The sequence below is a fragment of the Geodermatophilus sp. SYSU D01036 genome, from assembly GCF_054050435.1.
Genome location: NZ_JBJGZJ010000003.1, coordinates 300,764 through 325,286 on the forward strand (window position 1 = coordinate 300,764; position 24,523 = coordinate 325,286).

Consider the following 24,523-nt stretch of genomic DNA (forward strand, 5'->3'; position numbering starts at 1 on the left):
CCCCGTGTCCAAAGCCGAACTGGACGCTGCGTCCACTTCCGCGGCCGGATCGGCCAAGGCCCTGGTCAAGGGCCTGTGGCTGGTCGAGCACGTGGCCGACAGCGACCGCCCGCTGCGCCTGGTCGACCTGGTCGAGGCCAGCGGCCTGCCGCGCCCCACGGCGCTGCGGCTGCTCGACGTCCTCTGCCGGGCGGAGGTGCTCCGCGTGGACGGCCAGGGCGCGTACACGCTCGGCCCGCGCGTCGCCGCCTGGGGCCAGTCCTTCCTCGACCGGCTGGACCTGCGCTCACAGGCCGCCGAGCTCATGGAGGAACTGGTCGAGATCAGCGGCGAGACCTGCTTCCTCGGCGTCCTGGACGGCCGGCAGGTGCTCTACGTCGCCGCGGTGAACAGCCCCAAGCCGGTCCGCCCGGCCGCCCGGCCCGGCTCCCGCAACCCCCTGCACTGCACCGGCATCGGCAAGGTGCTGCTGGCCGGGCGGGACGACGACCAGGTGCTCGCGCTGCTGACCGAGCCGCTGGAGCGGCGCACCGAGAACACCCTCACGGAGGTGCCCGCGGTGCTCGCGCACGTGCGCGGCATCCGGGAGCGCGGCTACGCCACCGACGAGATCGAGAACGAGGAGGGCGTGCGCTGCGTCGCCGCCCCCGTCCGCGACCACACCGGCGCCGTCGTGGCGGGCCTGTCGGTGTCCGCGCCCGCCTACCGCTTCACCAGCGACGACGTGCAGCGCCTGGCGCCCGACGTGCTGCGGGTGACCACGGAGCTGTCCCGGCGGCTCGGCGCCCCGCAGCCCGGGGACGGCCTGGCCGGCGCCCTGACCAGCGGCCCGGAGACCCCGGGCGCCGAGAGGAGGACCCCATGAGCGAGGACGAGAGCTGGCGCGGCAAGGTCGGCAAGCTCGACGAGGACGCGGTCGCCGCGTTCCTGGCCGAGCCGCGGATCGCCCGCCTGGCCTGCCTGGACGACCAGGGCTGGCCCTACGTGGTGCCGTGCTGGCAGGAGTGGGACGGCGAGGCGTTCTGGGTGGTGCCCCGCGAGAAGGCGGCGTGGGGCCGCTACCTCGAGGCCGAACCCCGCTGCGCGATCACCGTCGACGAGGAGGGCGCCCAGCGGAAGGTCGTGGCCCAGTGCCGCGCCGAGCTGGTCGAGCGCCCCAACGTGGGCGGGCAGTGGGTCCCCGTCGCCGAGCGCATGTCCACCCGCTACCTGGGCGAGAACGGCCCGAAGTACCTCGAGCCGACCCTCGACAAGCCGCGCTGGCTCTACCGGCTCGTCCCGGTCACGTTCCAGACGTGGCAGGGGCAGGACTGGGCGCGGCGGTACAAGTGACCGGGGCGGCGGACGGACCGGCCGGCGACGTCCTCGACGTCGTCGAGCTCGCGCGGACGCTGGTGCGGACGCCGAGCCCGAACCCCCCGGGGGACGAGCGCGCCGTCGCCGGCGTCGTCCGGGACGCGCTGCCGGCCCTCGGCCTCCCGGCCGCCGAGGTGCTGGCGCTGGACCCGGCGCGCCCCAACCTGCTGGTGACGCTGGACCTCGGGCCCGGCGGCAGCCACCTCGTGCTGTCCGGCCACCTGGACACCAAGCCGGTCGGGGACGCCACCTGGACCGTCGACCCGCTCGGCGCCGACGTCGACGGCGACCGGCTGTACGGGCTGGGCTCGGCCGACATGAAGGGCGCGATCGCGGCCATGCTCGTGGCCGCGTCCCGGCTGGCCCGCGACCCCGGCGGGCGGGGCCGGCTGAGCCTGCTCCTCACCGCCGACGAGGAGGACGGCGCCACCTTCGGCGCGCACCACGTCGCCTCCACGCGCCCGCTGGACGCCGACGCCGTGGTGATCGGCGAGCCCGGCGGGATCGAGGACGACTTCGACCGGGTGCACCTGGTCAGCCGCGGGATCGCCCGGCTGCGGCTGGTCGCCCGCGGCCGTCAGGGCCACTCGAGCCTGTCCGGCGTCCCGGGCACCCGCAACGCCGGGGTCGACGCCGCCCGCCTGGTCACCGCCGTCGCCGACGACCTGGAGCTCGCCGTACCGGCCAACGGTGACGCCCTCGAGGGCTGGGCGGCCACCGTCAACACCGGCATGACCTTCCGCGGCGGCGTCGGCTACGGCGTGCTGCCCGGCCGGGTCGCCGTCGACACCGAGGTCCGGCTCCTGCCGGGGATGGACCGGGGCGCGGTGACCGACGCGTTCACCGGGCTGGTCACCCGGGTGGCCGGCGACACCGGGGCCGACCTCGCGGTGGAGTACGACGCCGCCCCCAACGACTGGCTGCCGCCGGCGGCCGTGCCCGCGGGGCACGCCGTCGCCCGCGCCGCGCAGGAGGCCTGCCAGGCCGTGCTGGGCGGCGCGCCGCCGCTGTCGGTCTTCCCCGGCACCACCGACGCGACCTGGTTCGCCGCCGCCCAGGGGATCGCCACCCTGCCGGCGCTCGGGCCGGGGCTGCTGCGCCGGGCGCACGGGGCCGACGAGTGGGTCTCGGTCACCGCCGTCCGGCGGGCCGTCGAGCTGTACGAGCACCTGGCCCGGGCCTTCACGGCGCAGGACCGGGAGGGGACGTCGTGACCGCGGGGGCGCCGACGCAGGGCACCACGGCGGGGACGGCGGCGGCCGGCCCGGGCACCGGCCGGGACCTCGTGCGCCGGGCCCTGTCGCTGGTGGCCCCGCTGGCCGGGCTCGCGATCGTCCTGCTGCTGGCGGCGATCACGACGCCGGGCTTCTACAGCGGCGGGGTCCTGCGGCTGGTGCTGTTCCAGGTCGGCCTGATCGGCGTGACGGCGATCGGCCAGACCCTGGTGCTGCTGGTCGGGGGCATCGACCTGTCGATCGGCGCCGTCGTCGGGCTGACCACGGTGATCCTCGCCGAGTACACGCAGGGCGACGACGACCGGCTGCTGGGCGCCGTCCTGCTCGCCCTCGGCGCCGGCGCGGTGGTCGGGCTGCTCAACGGGCTGCTCGTCGTCCGGCGGCTGGTCCCGGCGTTCGTCGCCACCTTCGCCACCTTCGTGCTGGTCCAGGGCGTCATCACCGCGTGGACCCGGGGCGCTCCCTCCGGCGACATCCCCGGCGGGCTCGGCGGCCTGGGGACCGGCCGGTGGCTCGGGGTCCCCGTCCCCACCTGGGTCTTCCTCGCCGTCGCGGTGGTCGCGGGCGTCGTGCTGTCCCGCACCGGCCTGGGGCGGCGGCTCTACGCCACCGGGGCGAACGCCCGGGCGACGGCGCTGTCCGGGGTGCGCACCGGCTGGATCGTCGTGGGCTGCTTCGTCGCCTCGGCCCTGCTCGCGGTCCTCGCCGGGCTGATCAACGCCGGCTACATCGGCTACGTGGACGCGCGCCTGTCCCGCAGCCTCGACCTGAACTCCGTCGCCGCCGCGGTGATCGGCGGCATCGCCCTCACCGGGGGACGCGGCCGGATCGGCCAGACGGTCGCCGGCGTGGTCCTCCTGGCCGTGCTGCTCGCCTGGCTGCGGCAGCTCGGCGCCGGGGCGGGGGCGCAGCTGGTGGTGAGCGGCGCGGTGATCCTGCTCGCCGTCTGGCTCCAGAGCAGCGGGTGGACCGTCCGGTCCCCTCGTCGGAACAAGCAGAGGGATGGAGTGCGATGAGGACACACGTCAGCACCTCGCGCCGCCTGGGCCGGCTGCGCCTGCCCCTGGCTCTCGGCATGGCGGCCGCGCTCGTGGCCGCCTGCGGCACGGAGCAGGAGGGCACGTCCGCGAGCGGGGGCGGTGGAGGGGAGGAGTGCGCCAACTCGGAGGAGGCGCAGGCGACCTACCGGGAGGCGTGGACCACGGCGTCCGAGCAGCTCGGCCTCGAGGAGCTCGAGCCCGTCGAGGAGGAGATCTGCGAGGTCGACACCTCCGAGTGGGCCGCCGAGCCGAAGAGCGGCGACACCTACCGGATCGCCTTCGCCGCGCAGGGGCCCACCAACTCCTGGGGCCTGACCAACGAGGAGGCCTTCCGCGCCCACGCCGAGGAGCTCGGCGTCGAGGTCCTCTACGCCTCGGCCAACGGCGACGCGACCGCCCAGGTCGACAACATCCAGCAGCTGGCCTCGCAGGACCCGGACGCGATGGTCGTCGTCCCCATGGGCGACGGCATCACCGGCCAGGTCCAGGCGGCCGCCGCCCAGGGCATCCCGGTGGTCCTCTGCGCCGGCCGGCTCGGCGCGGACAGCGGCGCGGTGTCCACCGTGACCCGCCAGTACGAGCTGCTCGGCACCATGTACGCCGAGTGGCTGGTGCAGCAGCTGGGCGGCGAGGGCCAGGTGGCCGTCCTCAGCGGCCTGGCCGGCGTCCCGACCGCCGAGTTCCAGAAGGCCGCCGCGCTCGAGGTGTTCTCGCAGTACCCGGGCATCGAGGTCGTCACCGAGCAGTACACCGAGTGGTCGCCGACGGTGGCCAAGACGGTGGCCGCCAACCTGGTGACGCAGTACCCGGAGCTGGACGGCATCTGGTCGGACTCCGGCTACGGCGACCTGGGCGTCGTGCAGGCCTACCAGGAGGCCGGGCGCCCCGTGCCGCCGATGACCGGTGACGCGATCAACGCGTTCCTCAAGGCGGTCCAGGGCACCGACGTGAGGTTCGCGCTGTCGTCCTTCCCGCCCGAGCAGAGCACCGAGTGCCTGGACACGGCGATGTCGGTGCTCGAGGGCGAGCCGGTCCTCGACAAGGTCTACATCGACAGCCCGAGCTTCACGCACGAGCAGATCGACGAGTACGTGCGGCCCGAGTGCAGCGACAACCTGTTCGTCCCCTCCGGCCTGCCGGACGAGCAGCTGCGCGAACTGGGGCTGTGCTGAACCGATGGCGTCCTCCACGACGGCCGTCCTGCAGGCCCGGGGACTGACCAAGTCCTTCCCCGGCGTGCGGGCGCTCGACCGGGCCGACCTCTCGTGTCGGCCCGGTCGGGTCCACGCCCTCGTCGGTGAGAACGGGGCCGGCAAGTCCACGCTCGTCCGGATCCTCACCGGCAACCAGGTCCCCGACGAGGGGGAGCTGCTGCTCGACGGCGAGCCGGTGCGGTTCACCGACCCCCGCCAGGCGATGGCGGCCGGGATCAGCGCCGTCTACCAGGAGCTGACCGTGCTCCCGGCCATGAGCGTCGCCGACAACGTGATGCTCGGCCAGGAGCGGACCGCGCGGGGCCTCCTCGACCGCGCGGCCCAGGACCGCGAGGTCCGGGCCGCGCTGGCCCGGGTCGGCCTCGGCGACCTCGACCCCCGCACCCGGGCCGAGGACCTGTCACTGGCCAACCAGCAGATGGTCGAGATCGCCCGCGCGCTGGTGCGGAAGAGCCGGGTGATCGTGCTGGACGAGCCGTCCGCGGTGCTCTCCGGCGACAAGCTCGAGGCGCTGTTCGGCGTCGTCCGCGGGCTGGCCGCCGACGGCGTGGCGGTGGTGTACATCAGCCACCTCCTCGAGGAGGTCACCGACCTCGCCGACGACGTGACCGTGCTGCGCGACGGGCGGGTCGTCTCGACGGGGCCGGCGTCGGACTACGACGTGCCGCGGATCATCCGCGAGATGGTCGGCCGCGACGTCGATGCCGTCTTCCCGCCGCTGCGCGAGCCGGGCGCGGAGACGGTGCTCCGGGTGCGCGGCCTGGTCCCGGTCAGCACCCACCGGACGCCCGCGCCGCTGGACCTCGACGTGCGCGCCGGCGAGGTCGTCGGCGTCGCCGGCATGGTCGGCTCCGGGCGCAGCCGGCTGCTGCGGACCATCGCGGGGGAGCACCGCCGGGCCGCCGGCACGGTCGAGGTGGCCGGGCGCCCGGTGCCCACCGGCACCCGCCGCGCCATCGCCGCCGGCGTCGCCCTGGTCCCGGAGGAGCGCAAGACCGACGGGCTGGTCCTGCCGCTGCCGGTGCGCGCCAACACCACGCTGGCCGCGCTGGGGCAGGTGCTGCGCGGCGGCTTCCTCTCCGCCCGCCGGGAGCGGGCGGTGTTCGAGGAGGAGCAGGTCCGCCTGGGCATCCGGGCGTCCGGTCCGGAGCAGGGCACCTGGCAGCTCTCCGGCGGCAACCAGCAGAAGATCGTGCTGGCCAAGTGGCTGCGGCGCGGGCCGCGCGTGCTGCTGCTCGACGAGCCCACCCGCGGCGTCGACGTCGGCGCCAAGGCGGAGATCTACCGGCTGATCGCCGGCCTCGCGGCCGAGGGGATGGCGGTGGTCGTGGTCTCCAGCGACCTGCCCGAGGTCCTCGGGCTGTCCCACCGCGTCCTGGTCTGCCGCGCGGGGGGCGTCGTCGGCGAGCTGGCCGGCGAGGACGTCACCGAGGAGAACGTCATGCACCTCGCCCTGGACACCGCGGGGGTGACGCGGTGAGCGCCGCGGCCGGGGTCGCCCCCGCCCGCACGCGCGGGTCCCTGCTCGCGAGCCTCACCCGCACCGGGGCGGCGGTCTGGATCGTCGTCCTGGTCGCGGTGCTGGCCCTGACCGTGGCCGACGCCGGCGGCTTCTGGGCGCCGGCGAACGTCGCCAACGTCCTCACGGCCACCGTGGTCCTGGGGCTGGCGGCGCTCGGCCAGCACCTCGTCGTGCTCAGCGGCGGGATCGACCTGGCGGTCGGCTCGCTCGCCACCCTGTCGGCCCTGCTGACGGCGATCCTGATCAACGGCTACCCGATCCGCACGGCGCCCGTCGTCGTCGGGATGCTCCTGCTCGGCGCGCTGGTCGGCCTCCTGCACGGGGTGCTCGTCGCCCGGGTCGGGCTGCCGCCGTTCATCGTCACCCTGGCCACGCTCTACCTCATCCAGGGCGCGGCCTTCACGATCAGCACGACGCCCACCGGGCGGGTCACCACCGCGCTGTCGGCGATCGCGCTGCAGCGGGTCGGCCCGGTGCCCTACTCCTTCGGCGTGCTGCTGCTGGCCCTCGCCGTCGTCGCGTTCGTCCTGCACCGGACGGCGTTCGGGCGGCAGCTGTTCGCCGTCGGCGGGGACCAGGCGGCGGCCCGGTCCAACGGCGTCCCGGTGGCGCGGGTCCTGGTCACCGCCTACGTGCTGGCCGGCGTCCTGGCCGCCCTGGCGGGCGTGCTGCTGGCCGCGCGGGCCACCGTCGGGTCGCCCACCGCCGGGCAGGGCCTGGAGCTGTCGGCCATCACCGTCGTCGTCCTGGGCGGCACGTCGCTGCTGGGCGGCCGCGGCAGCCTGGTCGGCACGATGGGCGGCGTGGTGCTGCTGTCGCTGGTCAGCAGCTCGGTCACCCTGCTCCAGCTGCCGGCGACGCTCACCGACCTCATCCGCGGCGTCGTGATCCTCGCGGCGGCGGCGGTGTTCGTCACCCGGACCCGGCGGTGAGCGGTGTGGTCGACGGGCACGCGCACGTCTTCCGGTCCGCCGCCGTGTCCCCGCGGGGCGTCGACGAGCTGGCCCCGGCGGACCGGGAGGCGCCCGCCGAGGACCTGCTCGCCCGGATGGCCGCCGCGGGCGTCGACGCGGCGGTGCTCGTCGCCCTGGACACCCACGACGACGACGTCGCCGACGCCCTCGCCCGGTTCCCCACCCGGTTCGCCGGCGTCGCCGTCGCCACCGGGGCCGAGCTGGGGACCACCGGCGCCGACCCGGTCGCGGCGCTGCGCCGGCGGCGCGAGCGCTGGGACCTCGGCGCCCTGCGCACCGGCTGGCTCGGCGACCCGTCCCGGCCCGTCGCGGAGTCCCCGGCCCTGCCGGTGCTCCGGCTGATGGCCGAGGAGGGGCTGCCGCTGTGGAGCTACCTGCCGCCGCCGCAGCTGCCGCTGCTCGAGGAGCTCGTGCGGCTGCTGCCCGACCTCGTCGTCGTGCTCAACCACCTGGGCTTCTGCCCCCACGACATGTGGGTGGACGAGCACCGCCGGCCCCGGTTCGACGACCCGCTGCCCGAGCCCCTGGTCCAGCGGCTGCTGCGGCTGGCCGACGCGCCGCGGGTGCACGTGCTCGTCTCGGGCCAGTACGCGCTCTCGGCCGAGGAGCCGCCCTACGCCGACCTGTTCCCGGTCACGCGCCGGCTGGCCGTCGCCTACGGCGCCGACCGCCTGCTGTGGGGCTCGGACCACCCGTGGCCCAGCGACGTCCCGGGGTACGGCACCCTTGCCGGGCTCGTGGCGTCCGCGCTGCCCGGCCTGACCGAGCGGGAGGCGGCCCGCGTGACGGGCGGCACCGCCCGCGCGCTGTTCCCCCGCCTGGCCGCTGCCGCGGCCTGAACCGACCCGACGAGGAGACGACCGACCCATGCCCAGCCTGGCCACCGGGGCGGAGACCATGCCGCGCTCCGGCATCCGACAGGTGATGGACCTCGCGTGGAGCCTGCCCGGCCCGGTGATCGGCCTGCACGTGGGGGAGCCGAGCTTCCCCTCGCCGGCGCACGTCGTCGAGGCCGCGCGGGCGGCGTACGCCGCCGGGGAGACGCACTACGTCCCGAACGCCGGGATCGACCCGCTGCGGCGGGCGATCGCGGAGAAGGTCAGCACCGTCAACGGCTTCCCGACGACGCCCGCGCAGGTGGTCGTCTCCGCGGGCGGGGCGCAGGCGCTGCACAACGCGCTGTCCCTGACGCTCAGCGCCGGCGACGAGGTGCTCATCCCCGATCCCGGCTGGCCGAACTACGCCATGGCGGTGCAGCTGCTGCAGGCCGTCCCGGTCCGCTACCCCCTGCGGCCGGAGAACGGCTTCCGCCCCGACCCCGGCGAGCTGGCCGGCCTGGTCACCGACCGCACCCGCCTGATCGTGGTCAACACCCCGTCCAACCCGCTCGGCACGGTGCTGCCGGCCGCCGACGTCGAGGCGCTGGTCCGCTTCGCCGAGGACCACGACCTCTGGCTGCTGTCCGACGAGTGCTACGACGCGCTGACCTTCGACCGGCCGCACGTCAGCCCCGGCCGGTTCGACCGGGACGGCCGCGTGCTGAGCGCCTTCAGCTTCTCCAAGACCTACGCGATGACCGGGCTGCGCGTCGGCTACCTGGTCAGCCCCGGGGAGGACGTCGCCCGGCAGGCGGCCAAGCTGCAGGAGCCGCTGCTGGCCTGCGTCAACGCCCCCGCCCAGGCCGCGGCGCTGGCCGCGCTGCAGGGCCCGCAGGACGACGTCGTCGCGATGCGGGAGACCTACCGGCAGCGGCGCGACCTCGCCGTCGACGCGCTCGGCGCCTGCGGGATGGGGTACCTGCGCCCCGAGGGTGCCTTCTACCTGTGGGTCGACGTCCGGGACCGCAGCGGCGGGGACGTGGGGGCGTGGTCCCTGGAGCTGCTGCGCCGGGACTCGGTCGCCGTCGCGCCCGGCACCACGTTCGGGCCGCTCGGCGAGGGGTGGGTGCGGCTGTCGCTGGCCACCGACACCGACGACCTGCTCGAGGGCATCCGGCGGATGGGTGCGGCGCGGTGACCGGCGCCCGCCTGCAGCCCGGGCCGGTGCTCACCGGGAGCGGCCTGGTCGCCATCCTGCGCGGCCGCTCCGGGGAGCGGCTGGCCGCCGCCTGCGAGGTGCTCCTCGACGCCGGCGTCCGCTGCCTCGAGGTCACGATGAACACCCCCGGCGCCCTGGACGTGGTCGGCCGGCTGGCCGCCGACGCGGGCGCGGGGACCGAGATCGGCGTCGGCACGGTGCGCCGGCCCGAGGAGGTGGACCGCGCCGCCGACGCCGGCGCCGTCTTCGTCGTCGCCCCGAACACCGACGAGGCGGTCGGGCGGCGCGCGGCCGAGCGGGGACTGGCCTGGTACCCCGGCGCCCTCACGCCCACGGAGATCGCCTGCGCCTGGGACCAGGGCGCGACCGCGGTGAAGGTCTTCCCGGCGGGGTCGGCCGGCGGCCCGCGGTACCTGCGCGAGGTGCGCGGCCCTCTCGACGACGTCCTGCTGGTGCCCACCGGCGGCGTCGGCGTCGAGGACGTGCCCGGCTACCTGCAGGCCGGCGCGCTCGCCGTGGGGATGGGCGGCCCGCTGCTGGGCCGCGCGCTCGAGGACGACGCGGAGCTGGCCGGGCTGGCCGACCGGGCCCGCGCCGCGCTCGACGCGGTGGCCCGCGGGCGGTCCGGCGCGTGAGCGCAGCGGGGGAGCCGGGCGTCGTCCGCGGCGTCGTCACGCTGGGGGAGACCATGGCGCTGCTGTGGCCGCCGGAGGTCGGCCTGCTGCGGCACGCGCCCGCGCTGCGGCTCGGCGTCGCCGGCGCCGAGTCCAACCTGGCCGTGGGGGCGGTGCGGCTGGGCGTGCCGGCCACCTGGATCGGCCGGGTCGGGGACGACGAGTTCGGCCGCCTGGTCACCATGACCCTGCGCGGGCAGGGCGTCACCACGACCGCCGTCGTCGACCCCGGCGCCCCGACCGGGCTGATGGTCAAGGAGCGGCGGGCCGCGCGGGCCACCCGCGTCCTCTACTACCGCTCCGGCAGCGCCGGCTCCCGGCTGTCCCCGGACGACGTCGACCCCGCGGTCGTCGCCGCGGCCGGTGTCCTGCACGTCACCGGGATCACGCCGGCCCTCAGCGCCTCCGCGCGGCAGGCTGTCCTCGCGGCCGTGGAGGAGGCCCGGTCGGCCGACGTGCCGGTGTCGGTGGACCTCAACTACCGCAGCGCGCTGTGGTCCCCGGCCGAGGCCGGACCGGTGCTGCACGAGCTGGTGCGCGCCGCGGACGTCGTCCTGGCGACCGAGGAGGAGGCCCGCCTGCTCGTCGAGGGCCCGGACGACCGGACGCTGCTCGCCGGGCTGCGGGCGCTGGGACCCCGCCAGGTGCTGCTGAAGAAGGGCGCGGCGGGCTCGCTGTCGAGCGTCGACGGCGTCATCCGCCGCGTCCCGGCCCGCCCGGTCGACGTCGTGGACCCGGTGGGGGCCGGGGACGCGTTCGGCGCGGGGTACCTCGGCGGCCTCTGCCTGGGGCTGCCGCCGGAGGAGCGGCTGGCGCTGGCGACCTCGGCGGGGGCGTTCGCGGTGACCGTGCCCGGCGACTGGGAGGGGCTGCCGTCGCGCGCCGACCTCGCGCTCCTGGACGCCGACCCCGACACCGTCGTGCGCTGAGCGGGACCGGCGGACCCGAGGTCCACCGGGCTGTCCGCGGTGCCGCGTAACCTCGCCGCGTGGCTCTGGCGCTCTACCGGAAGTACCGCCCGGCGACCTTCGCCGAGGTGGTCGGCCAGGAGCACGTGACCACCCCGCTGGTCAACGCCGTCGACGGCGGCCGGATCAACCACGCCTACCTGTTCAGCGGCCCGCGCGGCTGCGGCAAGACGTCGTCGGCGCGGATCCTCGCCCGCTCGCTCAACTGCGAGCAGGGGCCGACGTCGACCCCGTGCGGGGTGTGCGGGTCCTGCGTCGCGCTGGCGCCCGACGGCCCGGGCTCGCTCGACGTCATCGAGATCGACGCGGCCAGCCACGGCGGTGTCGACGACGCCCGCGACCTGCGGGAACGCGCGTTCTTCGCGCCGGTGAACAGCCGCTACAAGGTCTACATCGTCGACGAGGCGCACATGGTCACCACGCAGGGCTTCAACGCCCTGCTCAAGGTGGTCGAGGAGCCGCCGGAGTTCCTGGTCTTCGTCTTCGCGACGACCGAGCCGGACAAGGTGCTGCCGACGATCCGCTCGCGCACCCACCACTACCCGTTCCGCCTGGTGCCGCCGACGACGCTGCGCGGCCTGCTGGAGAAGACGTGCACCGCCGAGGGCGTGCAGGTCGAGCCCACGGTGTTCCCGCTGGTGGTGCGGGCCGGCGGCGGCTCGGTGCGCGACTCGCTGTCGATCCTCGACCAGCTGCTCGCCGGCGCCGGGCCCGAGGGCGTCACCTACGCCAGCGCCGTCGGGCTGCTCGGCGTCACCGACGACGCGCTGCTCGACGAGGCGATCGACGCGCTGGCCGCGCAGGACGCCCCCGGCGTCTTCCGGGCCGTCGACCGCGTGGTCGAGGCCGGGCACGACCCGCGCCGCTTCGCCACCGACCTGCTCGACCGGCTGCGCGACCTCATCGTCCTCGACGCCGTGCCCGACGCCGGCGCCAACGGCCTGCTCGACTGCCCGCCCGACCGGCTGGACCTGATGGTGCAGCAGGCAAAGGCGCTGGGGTCGGCGACGCTGTCCCGGCTGGCCGACACCGTGCACGCCGGGCTGACCGAGATGCGCGGCACCACCGCGCCGCGGCTGCTGCTGGAGCTGGTCTGCGCGCGGATGCTGCTGCCGGCCACCGACGACACCGCCGCGGGCGCCCTGCAGCGGCTCGAGCGCCTCGAGCGGCGGCTGGCGATCGGCGGCGTGCCGGAGGCCGCGCCCGCGGCACCGGCGCCCGCCCGCGAGGCCGCGCGGCCCGCGCCGGTCCGCGAGGAGCCGGCGCCGGCCGAGCGCGGCGGCCCGCCGCGGCGCGAGTACGTCCGCCCCTCCCAGCGCACCGCACAGCCCCCGGCCACACCCGGGCCGGCCGCGCCCGCGGCGCCTCCGGCCGCGCCGCCCGCGGCGCCGCCCGCCCCGGCGGCCGCGGGCCCGCTGCCGGGCCCGGCGCCCGCCGCGGCAGCCCCCGCGGCAGCCGACGACGACTGGCCCGAGACCGCGGCGCCCGGCGCCCCGGGCCCCGCACCGGCCGCCGCCGCGGCAGCCCCCGCGGCAGCGGGCGACGACGACTGGCCCGAGACCACGCCGCCCGGCTCGGCGCCGTCCCGCCCGGCGCCCGCCCCGGCCGGTCCCCGGTCCGGCGCGCGGGTCGCCACCGGCGAGCCCGACATCCCGCTGCCGCCCGAGCCGACCGACGACGAGGACTGGCCGCACCCGGCCCAGCCCGCCGCCGCGCGCGCCGCGGCGGCCCGGGTGGCCGAGCCGCGGCCGCCGGCGGCGCCGCCGCGGGCCGCCGCCGAGTCCGCGCCCGCCCCGCGCGGCGGGGAACCGACCCCGGTGGTGTCCGCGAACCCGCCCGCCGACCAGGCCGCGGCCGGGGACGCCGGCGAGGGCGGGCTGGGCACCGGCGACGTCCGCCGGGTGTGGCCCGAGCTGCTCGCCGTCGTCAAGCGGCACAAGCGCACCACCGAGGCGCTGCTCAAGAACGCGCAGGTGCACGAGCTGCGCAACGGCGTGCTCACGCTGTCGACGTCGTCGCCGGCGCTGGCCCGCCGGATCGGCGACGACCTCAACAAGGACGTGCTGCGCGAGGCGCTCAACGAGCTGCTCGGCGTGCGCTGGAAGGTCGAGGCGGTCGTCGAGGGCGCGACCCGCGGCTCCGGCCCGGCCGGCCCGTCCCCGGAGGCCGCGCGCGAGGCGGCCCGGGCGGCGGAGGCGGCCGAGGCGCGCGAGCTCATGGCGCAGCGGGCGGCCGAGGGCGACGACCCCGCCGCCGACCGCGAGCCCTCCGTCGACCCCGAGCAGGCGGCGCTGGCGCTGCTGCGCGCCCAGCTGGGCGCCCAGCCGCTGGAGGGCTGACCCCGCCGGTCCCGGCCCTCGTCCCCCCGGATGTCGGACCGGCGGCCTACCCTCGGGTCATGTTCCCCGGTGGTGGCCAGCCCGACCTGTCGGCGATCCTGCAGCAGGCCCAGCAGATGCAGCAGGCGCTGGCCGCCGCGCAGGAACAGCTGGCGAACGAGGAGGTCACCGGGTCGGCCGCCGGCGGCCTGGTCACGGCCACGATGAGCGGCGACGGCGAGCTGCGGTCGGTCACCATCGCGCCGTCGGCCGTCGACCCCGACGACGTGGAGACCCTGCAGGACCTCGTCGTCGCCGCCGTCCGCGACGCCTCGCGCCTGGCGAGCGAGCTGACCGCCGACCGCATGGGCCCCCTGGCCGGCGGTCTCGGCGGCGGCTTCCCCGGGCTGCCCGGCGCCTGACCGGCCCGTCCGCACCACTCTTCCCCTAGGAGCACCGTGTACGAGGGGGCCGTCCAGGACCTCATCGACGAGCTCGGCCGCCTGCCCGGCGTCGGGCCCAAGAGCGCGCAGCGCATCGCCTTCCACCTGCTGGCCGCCGAGTCCGCCGACGTCGGCCGGCTGGTCGCCGCGCTGCAGCGCGTGCAGGCCGAGGTCCGCTTCTGCGTGACCTGCTACAACGTCGCCGAGGGCGAGCAGTGCCGGATCTGCAAGGACCCGCGCCGCTCCGACGACGTCATCTGCGTGGTCGAGGAGCCCAAGGACGTCGTCGCCATCGAGCGCACGCGCGAGTTCCGCGGCCGCTACCACGTCCTCGGCGGCGCGATCAGCCCGATCGAGGGCGTCGGCCCCGACGACCTGCGGGTCAAGGAGCTCATGACCCGGCTGATGGACGGCAGCGTCACCGAGCTGATCATCGCCACCGACCCCAACCTCGAGGGCGAGGCCACCGCCGCCTACCTGGCCCGGCTGGTCGGCCCGCTGGGCCTCACCGTCTCGCGCCTGGCCAGCGGACTCCCGGTCGGCGGCGACCTCGAGTACGCCGACGAGATCACCCTGGGCCGCGCGTTCGAGGGCCGCCGCCGCATCGACGCCTAGCACCTGCGCCCCCGACGGTCCCCGGCGCCGTCCAGCGAGGTCACAGGATGGTGTCGATGGGAGCCGACGGCTCGGGAAGCGCTCCCCGGGAGATCTAGGGTCCGACGCACGTCCGTGCGGTTCTTCCACCGCGCGGCCGCCCAGCGTCGAACTCATCCGGCCCCGCGGGGTCGAGAAGGCAGGTCTTCCGCGATGCAGCGTCGACCACAGCGTGCGCTGGCCGCCTCGGCGGCCGTGCTCACCGCAGTGACCCTGGCCGCCTGTGCCTCCAGTGACCGGGACTCCGGATCCGGCGGGGAGGGTGGCGAGGCCCAGTCCGGCGGCACCCTCGTCTTCGGCGCGGCCGGTGACCCGGACGTGCTCGACCCCGCCTTCTCCAGCGACGGCGAGACCTTCCGGATCGCCCGGCAGATCTACGAGGGCCTCCTGGGCAACGAGATCGGCGGCACCGAGCCGGTGCCCGCGCTGGCCGAGGACTGGGAGGTCAGCGAGGACGGCCTCGAGTACACGTTCTCCCTGCGCGAGGGCGTGACGTTCCACGACGGCACCGACTTCAACGCCGAGGCGGTCTGCTTCAACTTCGACCGCTGGTACAACTTCGAGGGCCTGGCCAGCAGCCCCGCCGCCTCGTACTACTACCAGGCGGTCTTCGGTGGCTTCGCCAGCACGCCCGACACCCCGAGCATCTACGAGAGCTGCGAGGCCACCGACGAGTCCACCGCGGTGGTCCGGCTCACCCAGGTGACGTCGAAGTTCCCGTCGGCGCTGGCCCTCCCGTCCTTCTCCATGCAGAGCCCCACGGCCCTGCAGCAGTACGACGCGGACAACCTCTCCGGCAGCGAGGACGCGCTCACCTTCCCCGAGTACGCCCTCGAGCACCCGACCGGCACCGGTCCGTTCAAGTTCGAGAGCTGGGACCGCGGCAACGGCGAGGTGACCATCGTCCGCAACGAGGACTACTGGGGCGAGCCGGCCCTCCTCGACGAGATCATCTTCCGCACCATCCCGGACGGGAACACCCGCCGCCAGGAGCTGCAGGCCGGGTCGATCGACGGCTACGACCTCGTCGCGCCGGGCGACTACCAGACGCTGGAGGACGAGGGCTTCCAGGTCCTGGTCCGCGACCCGTTCAACATCCTGTACCTGGGCTTCAACGGCGGGAACGTGCCCGGCACCTCCGCCAACCCGGCACTGCAGAACCCGCAGGTGCGGCAGGCGATCGCGCACGCGATCGACCGCGAGACGATCGTGAACTCGCTGCTGCCCGAGGGCGCCGAGGTGGCCACCCAGTTCATGCCGCCGACCGTCGAGGGCTGGGCCGAGGACGTCACCACCTACGACTACGACCCCGACCGCGCCCGCCAGCTGCTGCAGGAGGCCGGCGCCGAGGGGACGACGCTGCGGTTCTACTACCCGACCGAGGTCAGCCGGCCCTACCTGCCGGACCCGGCCGCGCTGTTCCAGGTGATCAACCAGAACCTGATCGACGCCGGGTTCACCATCGAGCCGGTGGCGCTGCCGTGGAACCCGGACTACCTGGACGCGGTCCAGGCCGGCCAGGCCGACATCCACCTGCTCGGGTGGACCGGTGACTACAACGACGCCTACAACTTCATCGGCACGTTCTTCGCCGAGCAGGCGAACGGCCAGGCGTCGGCAGAGTTCGGGGCGTTCAGCAACCCGGAGATCTTCGCGGCCCTCGCCCAGGCCGACGCCGAGCCCGACGTGGCGGCCCGCACCGAGCAGTACCAGGAGGCCAACCGGCTGATCATGGACTACCTGCCCGGTGTCCCGATCTCGCACTCGCCGCCGGCCCTGGTGGTCGCGGAGAACGTGCAGGGGCTGGAGCCCAGTCCGATCAGCGATGAGGACTTCTCCACGGTGTCGCTCAGCGACTGACCCGCAGTGCCGGCCGCGCCGGGGCAGGTGGATCCTGTCCCCGGCGCGGCCGGCGCCGTTCCTGCCCCCGGAGAGGTGACCCGAGCGCGTGCTCCGCTTCGTCGTCCGGCGGCTCCTGCAGCTGATCCCGATCCTGCTGGGGCTGTCGGTCCTGCTCTTCGCCTGGCTGCGGGCGCTGCCCGGGGGGCCGGCCCAGGCCGCCCTCGGTGAGCGCGCCACCCCCGAGGCGATCGCCCGCTACAACGAGCTGTTCGGGCTCGACCAGCCGCTCTACGTGCAGTACCTGCGCTTCCTGGGCCGCGCCGTGCAGCTGGACTTCGGCACCTCCGCGCGCACCGGCCGCCCGGTCACCGAGGTCTTCCTCGAGCGGATGCCCGGCACCATCGAGCTGACCGTGTTCGCGATGGTGTTCGCGATCGGAGTCGGCATCCCGGTGGGGTACCTGGCCGCCCGCCGGCACGGCAGCTGGCTGGACTCGACGTCGGTCATCGGCTCGCTCATCGGGGTCGCCATCCCCGTCTTCTTCCTCGCCTACCTGCTGCGCCTGCTGTTCGCCGTCGAGCTGGGCTGGCTGCCCGGCTCCGGACGCCAGGAGGTGCGCATCGACGCCACCCGGGTCACCAACTTCTACGTGCTCGACGGGTTGCTCACCCGCGAGTGGGACGCCGCCTGGGACGCCTTCGAGCACCTGATCCTGCCCGGGATCGCGCTCGGCACGATCCCGCTGGCCATCATCGTGCGGATCACCCGGGCCTCGGTCCTGGACGTGGTGAACGAGGACTACGTGCGCACGGCGAACGCCAAGGGCCTGGCGACGGCGACCGTCCGCCGCCGGCACGTCCTGCGCAACGCGCTCCTGCCCGTGTCGACGACGATCGGCCTGCAGACCGGCCTGCTGCTGTCGGGGGCGGTGCTCACCGAGACCGTGTTCGCGTTCGGCGGGGTGGGATCGGCCATCTACGACGCGATCTTCCAGCGGGACTACGCGTTGCTGCAGGGCTTCGTCCTCATGCTGGCCATCATGTACGTGCTGGTGAACCTGCTGGTCGACATCTCCTACGGGCTGCTCGACCCCCGGGTCAGGGTCTCGTGAACCAGGGAGAGGGCCGATGACCGCGGTGGGGGACGTCCGCCGGCGGCGGATCGACGAGCTGGCCGCCCGCGCCGGCCAGGTGCCCGAGGGCGAGGGCGGCGTCTCGCTCACCCGCAGCGCGTTCCGCCGGCTGCGGCGCAACCCGGTGGCGATCCTCGGCGCGGTCATTGTCGTGGTGTTCTTGCTGGTCGCGGCGTTCGCGCCGCTGCTGGCCCCGCGGGACCCGCTGGCGCAGACGCTCCTGTCGGAGATCCGTCCCGGCTACATCCCGGGCGCCCAGGCGGGCTTCCCCCTCGGCGTCGACGAGCTCGGCCGCGACCTGCTGTCGCGGCTGATCGTCGGCTCCCGCCAGTCGCTGCTCATCGGGGTGGTGTCGACGCTGCTCGGCGTCGTCGTCGGCATGTCCCTCGGCGTCCTCGCCGGCGCGTTCGGCGGCTGGGTCGACACCGTCATCATGCGGTTCGTCGACATCATCCTGTCCATCCCGAGCCTGCTGATGGCGATCAGCATCTCGGTGCTCCTGGGGCAGAACCAGTGGTCGCTGATGATCGCGATCGCGGTGACCCAGGTCCCGGTCTTCGCCAGGCTGCTGCGCGGGTCGATGCTGAGCCAGCGGAACAGCGACTACGTCCTCGCCGCCCAGGCCCTGGGCATCAGGCGGGGCCGGATCGTGTTCGGCCACGTCCTGCCCAACTCGCTGTCGCCGGTGATCGTCCAGACGACGCTGTCGCTGGCGACCGCGATCATCGAGGCCGCGGCCCTGTCCTTCCTCGGCCTGGGCGACCCCGACCTGGCCCGGCCGGAGTGGGGGGCCATGCTGTCCAACGCGCAGGACTTCCTGTCCGTCCGGCCGGAGCTGGCGATCTACCCGGCCGTGTGCATCATCGTCGTCGCGCTCGGCTTCACCCTGCTCGGCGAGTCGCTGCGCGAGGCGCTCGACCCGAAGTTCCGGAGGTGAGCCCGCTGACCATCGAGGAGCTGCCGCCCAGGTCCGTCGACCGCACCGGTCTGCCCGTGCTCGAGGTCGAGGACCTCACCGTCACGTTCACGCGGCGCGGCGAGCAGCCGACGCGGGCCGTCGACGGCGTCAGCTTCAGCGTGGCGCCGGGCGAGACGATCGGGCTGGTCGGCGAGTCCGGCTGCGGCAAGTCGGTGACGTCCCTCGCGGTCATGGGCCTGCTGCCGCGCCGCGGCGTGGAGGTCGGCGGGTCGGTCCGGCTCGACGGCGCGGAGCTGGTCGGCGCCCCCGAACGGGAACTGCGGGACCGGCGCGGCGCGGACATGGCCATGGTGTTCCAGGACCCGCTGTCCTCCCTGAACCCGACGGTGCCCATCGGGACCCAGGTCACCGAGGTCCTCCTCCAGCACCGTGAGCTGTCGAAGAAGGACGCCGTCGACGAGGCCACCCGCCTGCTCGACCGCGTCGGCATCCCCGATCCCGGGCGCCGGCTCAAGGAGTACCCGCACCAGCTCTCCGGCGGCATGCGGCAGCGGGCGCTGATCGCGATGGCGCTGGCCTGCGCGCCCCGGCTGCTCATCGCCGACGAGCCCACGACCGCGCTCGACGTGACGATCCAGGCGCAGATCCTCGAGCTGCTGCGCGAGCTCGTCGTCGACTCGGGGACGGCGCTGGTGATGATCACCCACGACCTCGGCGTCGTCGCGGGGCTCTGCGACCGGGTGCACGTCATGTACGCCGGCCGGATCATCGAGTCGGCCGACCGGCACGAGCTGTTCGCCCGGCCCCGCCAGCCCTACACGGGGGGCCTGCTGGCCTCCGTCCCACGGCTGGACGGCGCCCGCGGCACGCCGCTGCACCCCATCCGCGGCTCCGCGCGCGACGCCATCCCCTGGGCCGAGGGCTGCGCGTTCGCACCGCGGTGCGACAACGCCCAGGACGACTGCCTCACCGAGGTCGCGGGCAGCACGGTGCCGCTGGAGTACGACGGACCCGGCCGCGAGCTGCGCTGCCGGCACCCCCTCGAGTACCCCGTGTCCCCGGCCGGGGCCACCGCGTCCGGAGCCGCCCGATGACCGCCGTCCCGTCCGCCGACCCGCTGCTGCGGGTCGAGGGCCTGCAGGTGCACTTCCCGATCAAGCGGGGGGTGCTCGTCGACCGCACCGTGGGACACGTCCGCGCCGTGGACGGCGTCGACCTGAGCATCGGCCGCGGCACCACGTACGGGCTGGTGGGGGAGTCCGGCTGCGGCAAGTCCACCCTCGGGCGCGCCGTCCTGCGCCTGGTCGAGCCCACCGGCGGGCGGGTGGTCTTCGACGGGACCGACGTCAGCTCCCTGTCGGGGGAGCCCCTGCGGACCATGCGCCGGCGCATGCAGATGGTCTTCCAGGACCCGCTGGGCAGCCTCGACCCCCGGCAGAACGTCGAGTCGCTGCTGTCCGAGCCGCTCGCCGCCCACGGACTGGGCGGCGGCCGGCAGGGCATCGCCGAGCGGATCCGGACGCTGCTCGACGCGGTGGGCCTGCCGTCGGCCGCGCTGCGCCGCTATCCGCACGAGTTCTCCGGAGGGCAGCGCCAGCGCATCGGCATCGCCCGCGCGATCGCCCTCGAGCCGGACCTGCTCATCGCCGACGAGCCGGTCTCCGCGCTCGACGTCAGCGTCCAGGCGCAGGTCGTCAACCTGCTCGAGGAGCTGCAGGAGCGGCTGGGCCTGACCTACCTCGTCATCGCGCACGACCTCGCGGTGGTCCGGCACATCAGCGACGTCGTCGGCGTCATGTACCTGGGCGCGCTGGTCGAGCAGGCCCCCTCCGACGTCCTCTACTCCGAGCCGCTGCACCCGTACACGCGGGCGCTCATGAGCGCCGTCCCGGTGCCCGACCCGGTGGTCGAGGAGAGCCGCGAGCGGATCCTGCTGGCCGGGGACCTGCCGTCGCCGGCCGACCCGCCCAGCGGCTGCCGCTTCCACACCCGCTGTCCGTGGCGGCAGGAGACCCGGTGCGACGACGAGGTGCCCGTCCTCCGCGAGCTCGGCACGGGGCACCTGGTGGGCTGCCACTGGGCGGAGGAGATCCGCGACGGGCTGCTCGCACCGCGCTCGCCGGAGGAGGTCGCCGCCACCCAGGGCGTCAGCGTCCGCCCGACCGGCGCGGAGAGCCCGGAGAGCGACGCGCTCGTGCAGGGTCTCGACGCGCCGATCGAGCGGACGTAGCCCTCAGTCCTCCACGACGACGTCGTCGCCGCGGCGCAGCGCCCGCTTCACCCGGAGCCGCAGCACCCTCGCGTAGCCGCGGACGAACTGGGTGTAGCCCGGCGTGGGCCCGTGGTAGCCGAGGAAGCCGCGCGGGCCCTCGACCATGTCGCCGGTGCGGACGTCGTAGCGGGCCTGGTGCCATGGGCAGACCAGGCAGCCGTTCTCGTCGAGGGAGCCCTCGGAGAGGTCGGCGAGCTGGTGACGGCAGCGACGGGAGACGGCGAAGTACTCGCCGTCGCGGTTGCCCACGGCCCACTTCCCGGCCCGGCCCACCGTCCCCGGGGGCAGCCGGTCGGCGGGGATGCGGTCGGTCTCGCTCACGGGTGGTCCTCCTCGGGCCGGGTCCGGGTCGACCGCCCCCTACCCGGTCGCGCCCGTCCTATCCGGCCGGGGAGCGATCACCCACCTAGGGTCGGGAGCGTGCGCCGGCTGATGGGGGTCCTCGCAGTCACGACCGCGGTCCTGGTCGCCGGCGGGAGCCCGGCGCTGGCCGAGCCGCCCTTCGACGTGCCCGACGAGGTGACCGACCGCGCCGGCGTGCTCGGCTCCGGGGGCCTCGCGCAGGTGCAGCAGGCGGTCGACGAGCGGCAGGCCGAGGACGGCACGCAGGCGTTCGTCGTCTACGTGGCCAGCTTCGACGGCGTCGACCAGGGCGCGTGGGCGCAGGCCACCGCGGAGGCGTCCGGGCTCGGGTCGACCGACGTGCTGTTCGCCGTCGCCGTGGACGACCGGCGCTACGGCTACTGGGTCGACGACGCGTTCCCGCAGACCAACGCGGAGATCGAGGACTTCCTGGCGCGAGACGTCGAGCCCGAGCTCGGCGCCGACGACTGGGCCGGCGCCGGGGTGGCCTTCGCCGAGGGCGTGGGCGACGCGGCGGGCTCCGGGTCCGGCTCGGACGGCGGCTCGGGGGCCCTCACCGCCGCGGTCGTCGGTGGGGTCGCCGTCGTCGGCGGGGGCGCCTGGCTGGTGGCGCGGTCGCGGCGCCGCCGGCAGGGCGCGCAGCCCCCGGCGACGACGCGGATCGAGCGGCCCGACCCGAACGCCGGCGTGCCCACCGAGGAGCTGCAGGGCCGGGCCAGCGCCGCGCTGCTCGACCTCGACGAGGCGGTGAAGACCTCGCAGCTGGACCTGGACTTCGCCCGGCTGCAGTACGGCGAGGCCGCCGTCGCCGGGTTCACCGAGGCGCTGGGGCAGTCGCGGCAGGAGCTCACCCGGGCCTTCACGCTCCGCCAGCAGCTCGACGACGAGGTGCCCGAGGACGAGCCGACGCGACGGCGGGTGCTGGGCGAGATCCTGCAGCTCACCGCGGCCGCCGACGCCCGGCTCGACGAGCAGGCGCAGGCCTTCGACCAGCTGCGCGACCTCGAGCGCACCGCCCCGCAGGCGCTGGAGGCGCTGGGCCCGCGGATCACCGCGCTGCACGGCCGGCTGCCGCAGGACGAGCAGCGGATGACCCGGCTGCAACGGCGGTACGCGGCGTCCGCGCTGGCGCCGGTGGCCGACAACCTCGACCAGGCCCGCGCGCGGCTGGCCGCCGCCGAGCAGGAGGTCGCCGAGGCCCGCGCCGCGCTCGACGCCGGCCGCTCCGGCGAGGCGGTGGGCGACCTGCGGGCGGCCGAGGGCGCGGTGGCCCAGGTCGGCACGCTGCTCGACGCCGTCGCCCGGCTCGAGCGCGACCTCGAGGAGGCCGCCGCCCGGCTGCCCGCCGTCCGCGCCGAGACCGAGGAGGACCTCGCCGAGGCCCGCGCCCTGGTGGCCGCGGGGGACGCCGGCGGGCTGCGGCCGCAGGTGGCCCGGGCCGAGGCGGGGCTCGCCGCCGCTGAGGAGGCCATGGGCTCCGCGGACGGCGCGCTGCCCGACCCGCTCACCGCGCTGCGCCGGCTGGAGGAGGCCGACGTCGCGCTGGAGCAGGCGCTCGCCGTCGCCCGCGACGCGCAGACCCGGGCCCGCCGGGCGGCCGCGGCACTGGACCAGACGCTGCTGCGGGCCCGCTCGACGGTGGCCGCCGCGGCGGACTTCGTCGCCACCCGGCGCGGCGCGGTCGGCCCCGAGGCCCGCACGCGGCTGGCCGAGGCGCAGCGCCACCTCGACGCCGCCGTCGGCACCGGGCGCACCGACCCCGAGGGCGCGCTGCGGGAGGCGCAGCTGGCCGACCAGCTCGCGCAGTCGGCGCTGCAGCTGGCGCAGGCCGACGTCGCCGGCTGGTCCTCCGGCTACGGCGGGGGCTTCGGCGGCGGGCACGGCGGCGGCTACGGGCCGGGCTACGGGCCCGGGTACGGCTACGGCGGCGGCCGCGGCGGCGTGGACCTCGGCAGCCTCGTGCTCGGCGGCATCCTGGCCGGCGGCTTCGGCGGTGGGCACGGCCGCGGCCACGGGGGCGGGGGCCTCGGCGGCGGCTTCGGTGGCGGCGCGGGTGGCGGGCGGCCGCGCGGCGGCAGCTTCGGCGGCTCGCGCAGCCGCGGCCGCAGCGGCGGCGGCCGCTTCTGACAGGAGCCGCCCGCCGCCTGAGCCGGGCCGGGTCAGCCGGGCAGCTGGCCGTAGGTGTGCTCGGGGGTGAACCGGACGACCAGGCGCCGCTCGGTCACCATCGCCCGGCGGTAGTCGTCCCAGTCCTGGTGCTCCTCGGAGACGCCGCGGTAGTAGGCGACCAGCTCCTCCACCGTGGCGTCGTGCGGGTCGGCGGCGACCGGGGTGAGCTCCGCGGTGCCCTCGACGGCCACCCACGACCAGAAGTCCCGGGAGGTCACGTGCAGGGTGACCCGCGGGTCGGCCCGGAGGTTGCGGGTCTTGGCCCGGTCGTCGGTCACCGAGATCCGGAACAGCCGCCGCTCCGGGTCGTAGGCGTAGCCGACGTTGGACACCTGGGGCCGCCCGTCGCGCTTGACCGTGGCCAGCACGCCCATCTGGTGTTCCGCCACGAACGCCAGGTGCCGGTCGTGCACGGTCACCGGACCCGCCCCCGGGCCTTGAGCGGCACCGGCGGCAGGGGCGGGGCGAGCTGCCGCTGGTCCTCGTCGAACCCGGCGACGACCCCGAACCGCGGGTCGCCGTCGTTCCAGCGCTCGGCGTACTCGGTGATCTCCTCGCCGGACCGGCCGACGAAGTTCCACCACATGACCAGCCGCTCCTCGAACGGCTCGCCGCCGAGCAGCAGCAGCCTCGTGGCCGCCCCGGTCCGGATCCGCACCGACCGCCGGCCGGTGCCGAGGTAGACCATCGCCCCGTGCGCCAGCGGCGCGCCCTCGACGTCGGCCCCGCCCGAGGCGCCGAGCAGCGCGTGCTCGAAGTCCGGCTCCAGCGGCACCTCGACGTCGGCGCCCGCGGCCAGGTCCAGGTCGACCCCGACGATCGGCGTGTACGCGGTGCCCGGCGACACCGCGCCGCCGAACGCGCCCAGGAGGACCGTCGCGGTCAGCCCGTCGGAGGTGAACCCGGGCAGCGTCGCGTGGTGCTGGAACGCCGGCGCGGTGTCGCGGGCGGCGTCGGGCAGCGCCACCCACAGCTGGGCGCCGTGCAGGAACCGCGGGTGCGGCACCGGCGACTGCTCGGAGTGCGCGATGCCGTACCCGGCGGTCATGAGCGCGAGCTGGCCGGGGCCGAAGGTGACGTCGCTGCCGAGCGAGTCGCGGTGGTGCACCTCGCCCTGGATCAGCCAGGACACCGTCTGCAGGCCGGTGTGCGGGTGCGGCGTCACCTGCATGCCGGAGGTCGCCGCGACGTCGTCGGGGCCGTAGTGGTCGACGAACGCCCAGGCGCCGACCATCCGGCGGCCCAGCGTCGGCAGCAGCCGCCGGACGACGGTGTTCGCACCCAGCGGCACCTCCTTGGCGGGCAGCAGGTCGAGGGCCGGCCCGGCCGGGGTGTCGGCCAGGCCGCCGACCTCCCGCGCGCTGGGACGGGGCTCGGTGTTGCTCATGGGC

The 24,523-nt window shown here is 75.8% G+C and carries 23 protein-coding genes; 20 read left to right on the forward strand and 3 right to left on the reverse strand.

What is annotated here, in order from left to right; genetic code table 11:
* Window positions 1–4 precede the first annotated feature (4 nt).
* The 19 genes from ACI8AR_RS05930 to ACI8AR_RS06020 all read left to right on the forward strand — a co-directional run bounded on the left by ACI8AR_RS05930 (window position 5) and on the right by ACI8AR_RS06020 (window position 20,558).
* Complete coding sequence (locus ACI8AR_RS05930; RefSeq protein ID WP_457050155.1) at window positions 5–865, forward strand: IclR family transcriptional regulator; 861 nt, start codon at window positions 5–7, stop codon at window positions 863–865.
* Window positions 862–1,332: a pyridoxamine 5'-phosphate oxidase family protein gene (locus ACI8AR_RS05935; protein WP_387988425.1), complete on the forward strand. Its 471-nt coding sequence runs from the start codon at window positions 862–864 to the stop codon at window positions 1,330–1,332. Before ACI8AR_RS05930 ends, ACI8AR_RS05935 begins: the two co-directional genes overlap by 4 nt.
* Window positions 1,296–2,570 (forward strand): M20 family metallopeptidase, encoded by a 1,275-nt coding sequence (locus ACI8AR_RS05940; protein WP_457050156.1) that lies wholly within the window; start codon window positions 1,296–1,298, stop codon window positions 2,568–2,570. Before ACI8AR_RS05935 ends, ACI8AR_RS05940 begins: the two co-directional genes overlap by 37 nt.
* Window positions 2,567–3,607, forward strand: a complete 1,041-nt coding sequence (locus ACI8AR_RS05945) for an ABC transporter permease (protein ID WP_456939113.1) — start codon at window positions 2,567–2,569, stop codon at window positions 3,605–3,607. Before ACI8AR_RS05940 ends, ACI8AR_RS05945 begins: the two co-directional genes overlap by 4 nt.
* The gene (locus ACI8AR_RS05950) at window positions 3,604–4,803 is read left to right on the forward strand and encodes a substrate-binding domain-containing protein (RefSeq protein WP_456939112.1); all 1,200 of its coding nucleotides are present in this window, start codon (window positions 3,604–3,606) and stop codon (window positions 4,801–4,803) included. Before ACI8AR_RS05945 ends, ACI8AR_RS05950 begins: the two co-directional genes overlap by 4 nt.
* Before the next feature lie 4 nt (window positions 4,804–4,807).
* Complete coding sequence (locus ACI8AR_RS05955) at window positions 4,808–6,325, forward strand: sugar ABC transporter ATP-binding protein (RefSeq protein ID WP_457050157.1); 1,518 nt, start codon at window positions 4,808–4,810, stop codon at window positions 6,323–6,325.
* Complete coding sequence (locus ACI8AR_RS05960) at window positions 6,322–7,299, forward strand: ABC transporter permease (RefSeq protein ID WP_457050158.1); 978 nt, start codon at window positions 6,322–6,324, stop codon at window positions 7,297–7,299. The genes ACI8AR_RS05955 and ACI8AR_RS05960 overlap by 4 nt, the downstream gene beginning before the upstream one ends.
* Window positions 7,296–8,180: an amidohydrolase family protein gene (locus ACI8AR_RS05965; protein WP_457050159.1), complete on the forward strand. Its 885-nt coding sequence runs from the start codon at window positions 7,296–7,298 to the stop codon at window positions 8,178–8,180. Before ACI8AR_RS05960 ends, ACI8AR_RS05965 begins: the two co-directional genes overlap by 4 nt.
* Before the next feature lie 28 nt (window positions 8,181–8,208).
* The gene (locus ACI8AR_RS05970) at window positions 8,209–9,357 is read left to right on the forward strand and encodes a pyridoxal phosphate-dependent aminotransferase (protein ID WP_456939108.1); all 1,149 of its coding nucleotides are present in this window, start codon (window positions 8,209–8,211) and stop codon (window positions 9,355–9,357) included.
* Window positions 9,354–10,013 carry a bifunctional 4-hydroxy-2-oxoglutarate aldolase/2-dehydro-3-deoxy-phosphogluconate aldolase gene (locus ACI8AR_RS05975; RefSeq protein ID WP_457050160.1) on the forward strand — a complete coding sequence of 220 codons (660 nt, stop codon included), beginning with the start codon at window positions 9,354–9,356 and terminating at the stop codon, window positions 10,011–10,013. Before ACI8AR_RS05970 ends, ACI8AR_RS05975 begins: the two co-directional genes overlap by 4 nt.
* The gene (locus ACI8AR_RS05980; protein ID WP_457050161.1) at window positions 10,010–10,981 is read left to right on the forward strand and encodes a sugar kinase; all 972 of its coding nucleotides are present in this window, start codon (window positions 10,010–10,012) and stop codon (window positions 10,979–10,981) included. Before ACI8AR_RS05975 ends, ACI8AR_RS05980 begins: the two co-directional genes overlap by 4 nt.
* A 59-nt stretch (window positions 10,982–11,040) precedes the next feature.
* Entirely contained in the window at window positions 11,041–13,359 is a 2,319-nt protein-coding gene (locus tag ACI8AR_RS05985; RefSeq protein ID WP_457050162.1) for a DNA polymerase III subunit gamma and tau, read from the forward strand.
* Window positions 13,360–13,418: 59 nt separating this feature from the next.
* Window positions 13,419–13,760 carry a YbaB/EbfC family nucleoid-associated protein gene (locus ACI8AR_RS05990; RefSeq protein WP_457050163.1) on the forward strand — a complete coding sequence of 114 codons (342 nt, stop codon included), beginning with the start codon at window positions 13,419–13,421 and terminating at the stop codon, window positions 13,758–13,760.
* A gap of 36 nt (window positions 13,761–13,796) precedes the next feature.
* On the forward strand, window positions 13,797–14,396 hold the full coding sequence (gene recR, locus ACI8AR_RS05995; RefSeq protein WP_456938477.1) for a recombination mediator RecR: 600 nt from the start codon (window positions 13,797–13,799) through the stop codon (window positions 14,394–14,396).
* Between the two features lie 192 nt (window positions 14,397–14,588).
* Complete coding sequence (locus ACI8AR_RS06000; RefSeq protein ID WP_456928345.1) at window positions 14,589–16,295, forward strand: ABC transporter substrate-binding protein; 1,707 nt, start codon at window positions 14,589–14,591, stop codon at window positions 16,293–16,295.
* An 88-nt stretch (window positions 16,296–16,383) separates the two neighbouring features.
* Complete coding sequence (locus ACI8AR_RS06005; protein ID WP_456928346.1) at window positions 16,384–17,388, forward strand: ABC transporter permease; 1,005 nt, start codon at window positions 16,384–16,386, stop codon at window positions 17,386–17,388.
* Window positions 17,389–17,404: 16 nt separating this feature from the next.
* The gene (locus ACI8AR_RS06010) at window positions 17,405–18,346 is read left to right on the forward strand and encodes an ABC transporter permease (RefSeq protein ID WP_457050164.1); all 942 of its coding nucleotides are present in this window, start codon (window positions 17,405–17,407) and stop codon (window positions 18,344–18,346) included.
* The gene (locus tag ACI8AR_RS06015; protein ID WP_457050165.1) at window positions 18,343–19,422 is read left to right on the forward strand and encodes an ABC transporter ATP-binding protein; all 1,080 of its coding nucleotides are present in this window, start codon (window positions 18,343–18,345) and stop codon (window positions 19,420–19,422) included. The genes ACI8AR_RS06010 and ACI8AR_RS06015 overlap by 4 nt, the downstream gene beginning before the upstream one ends.
* The gene (locus ACI8AR_RS06020; RefSeq protein WP_457050166.1) at window positions 19,419–20,558 is read left to right on the forward strand and encodes an ABC transporter ATP-binding protein; all 1,140 of its coding nucleotides are present in this window, start codon (window positions 19,419–19,421) and stop codon (window positions 20,556–20,558) included. Before ACI8AR_RS06015 ends, ACI8AR_RS06020 begins: the two co-directional genes overlap by 4 nt.
* Before the next feature lie 3 nt (window positions 20,559–20,561).
* Here ACI8AR_RS06020 and ACI8AR_RS06025 read toward each other — a convergent pair whose 3' ends face one another.
* Window positions 20,562–20,921: a Rieske (2Fe-2S) protein gene (locus ACI8AR_RS06025; RefSeq protein ID WP_457050167.1), complete on the reverse strand. Its 360-nt coding sequence runs from the start codon at window positions 20,919–20,921 to the stop codon at window positions 20,562–20,564.
* A gap of 99 nt (window positions 20,922–21,020) precedes the next feature.
* Here ACI8AR_RS06025 and ACI8AR_RS06030 point away from each other — a divergent pair, with 99 nt between their 5' ends.
* A complete protein-coding gene (locus tag ACI8AR_RS06030) occupies window positions 21,021–23,090 on the forward strand; it encodes a TPM domain-containing protein (protein WP_457050168.1) in 2,070 nt (689 codons plus the stop codon).
* Between the two features lie 32 nt (window positions 23,091–23,122).
* Here ACI8AR_RS06030 and ACI8AR_RS06035 read toward each other — a convergent pair whose 3' ends face one another.
* Window positions 23,123–23,551: a PPOX class F420-dependent oxidoreductase gene (locus ACI8AR_RS06035; protein ID WP_456938470.1), complete on the reverse strand. Its 429-nt coding sequence runs from the start codon at window positions 23,549–23,551 to the stop codon at window positions 23,123–23,125.
* On the reverse strand, window positions 23,548–24,519 hold the full coding sequence (locus ACI8AR_RS06040) for a pirin family protein (protein WP_457050169.1): 972 nt from the start codon (window positions 24,517–24,519) through the stop codon (window positions 23,548–23,550). Before ACI8AR_RS06040 ends, ACI8AR_RS06035 begins: the two co-directional genes overlap by 4 nt.
* Between the last annotated feature and the right edge of the window lie 4 nt (window positions 24,520–24,523).

Bases quoted from the DNA above. Each gene is read 5' to 3' on its own strand.
- ACI8AR_RS06020 (WP_457050166.1), top strand. From the start codon at position 19,419: ATGACCGCCGTCCCGTCCGCCGACCCGCTGCTGCGGGTCGAGGGCCTG.
- ACI8AR_RS05955 (WP_457050157.1), top strand. From the start codon at position 4,808: ATGGCGTCCTCCACGACGGCCGTCCTGCAGGCCCGGGGACTGACCAAG.
- ACI8AR_RS06010 (WP_457050164.1), top strand. From the start codon at position 17,405: ATGACCGCGGTGGGGGACGTCCGCCGGCGGCGGATCGACGAGCTGGCC.
- ACI8AR_RS06040 (WP_457050169.1), bottom strand. From the start codon at position 24,519: ATGAGCAACACCGAGCCCCGTCCCAGCGCGCGGGAGGTCGGCGGCCTG.
- ACI8AR_RS05950 (WP_456939112.1), top strand. From the start codon at position 3,604: ATGAGGACACACGTCAGCACCTCGCGCCGCCTGGGCCGGCTGCGCCTG.
- ACI8AR_RS05970 (WP_456939108.1), top strand. From the start codon at position 8,209: ATGCCCAGCCTGGCCACCGGGGCGGAGACCATGCCGCGCTCCGGCATC.
- ACI8AR_RS06000 (WP_456928345.1), top strand. From the start codon at position 14,589: ATGCAGCGTCGACCACAGCGTGCGCTGGCCGCCTCGGCGGCCGTGCTC.
- ACI8AR_RS05990 (WP_457050163.1), top strand. From the start codon at position 13,419: ATGTTCCCCGGTGGTGGCCAGCCCGACCTGTCGGCGATCCTGCAGCAG.
- ACI8AR_RS05935 (WP_387988425.1), top strand. From the start codon at position 862: ATGAGCGAGGACGAGAGCTGGCGCGGCAAGGTCGGCAAGCTCGACGAG.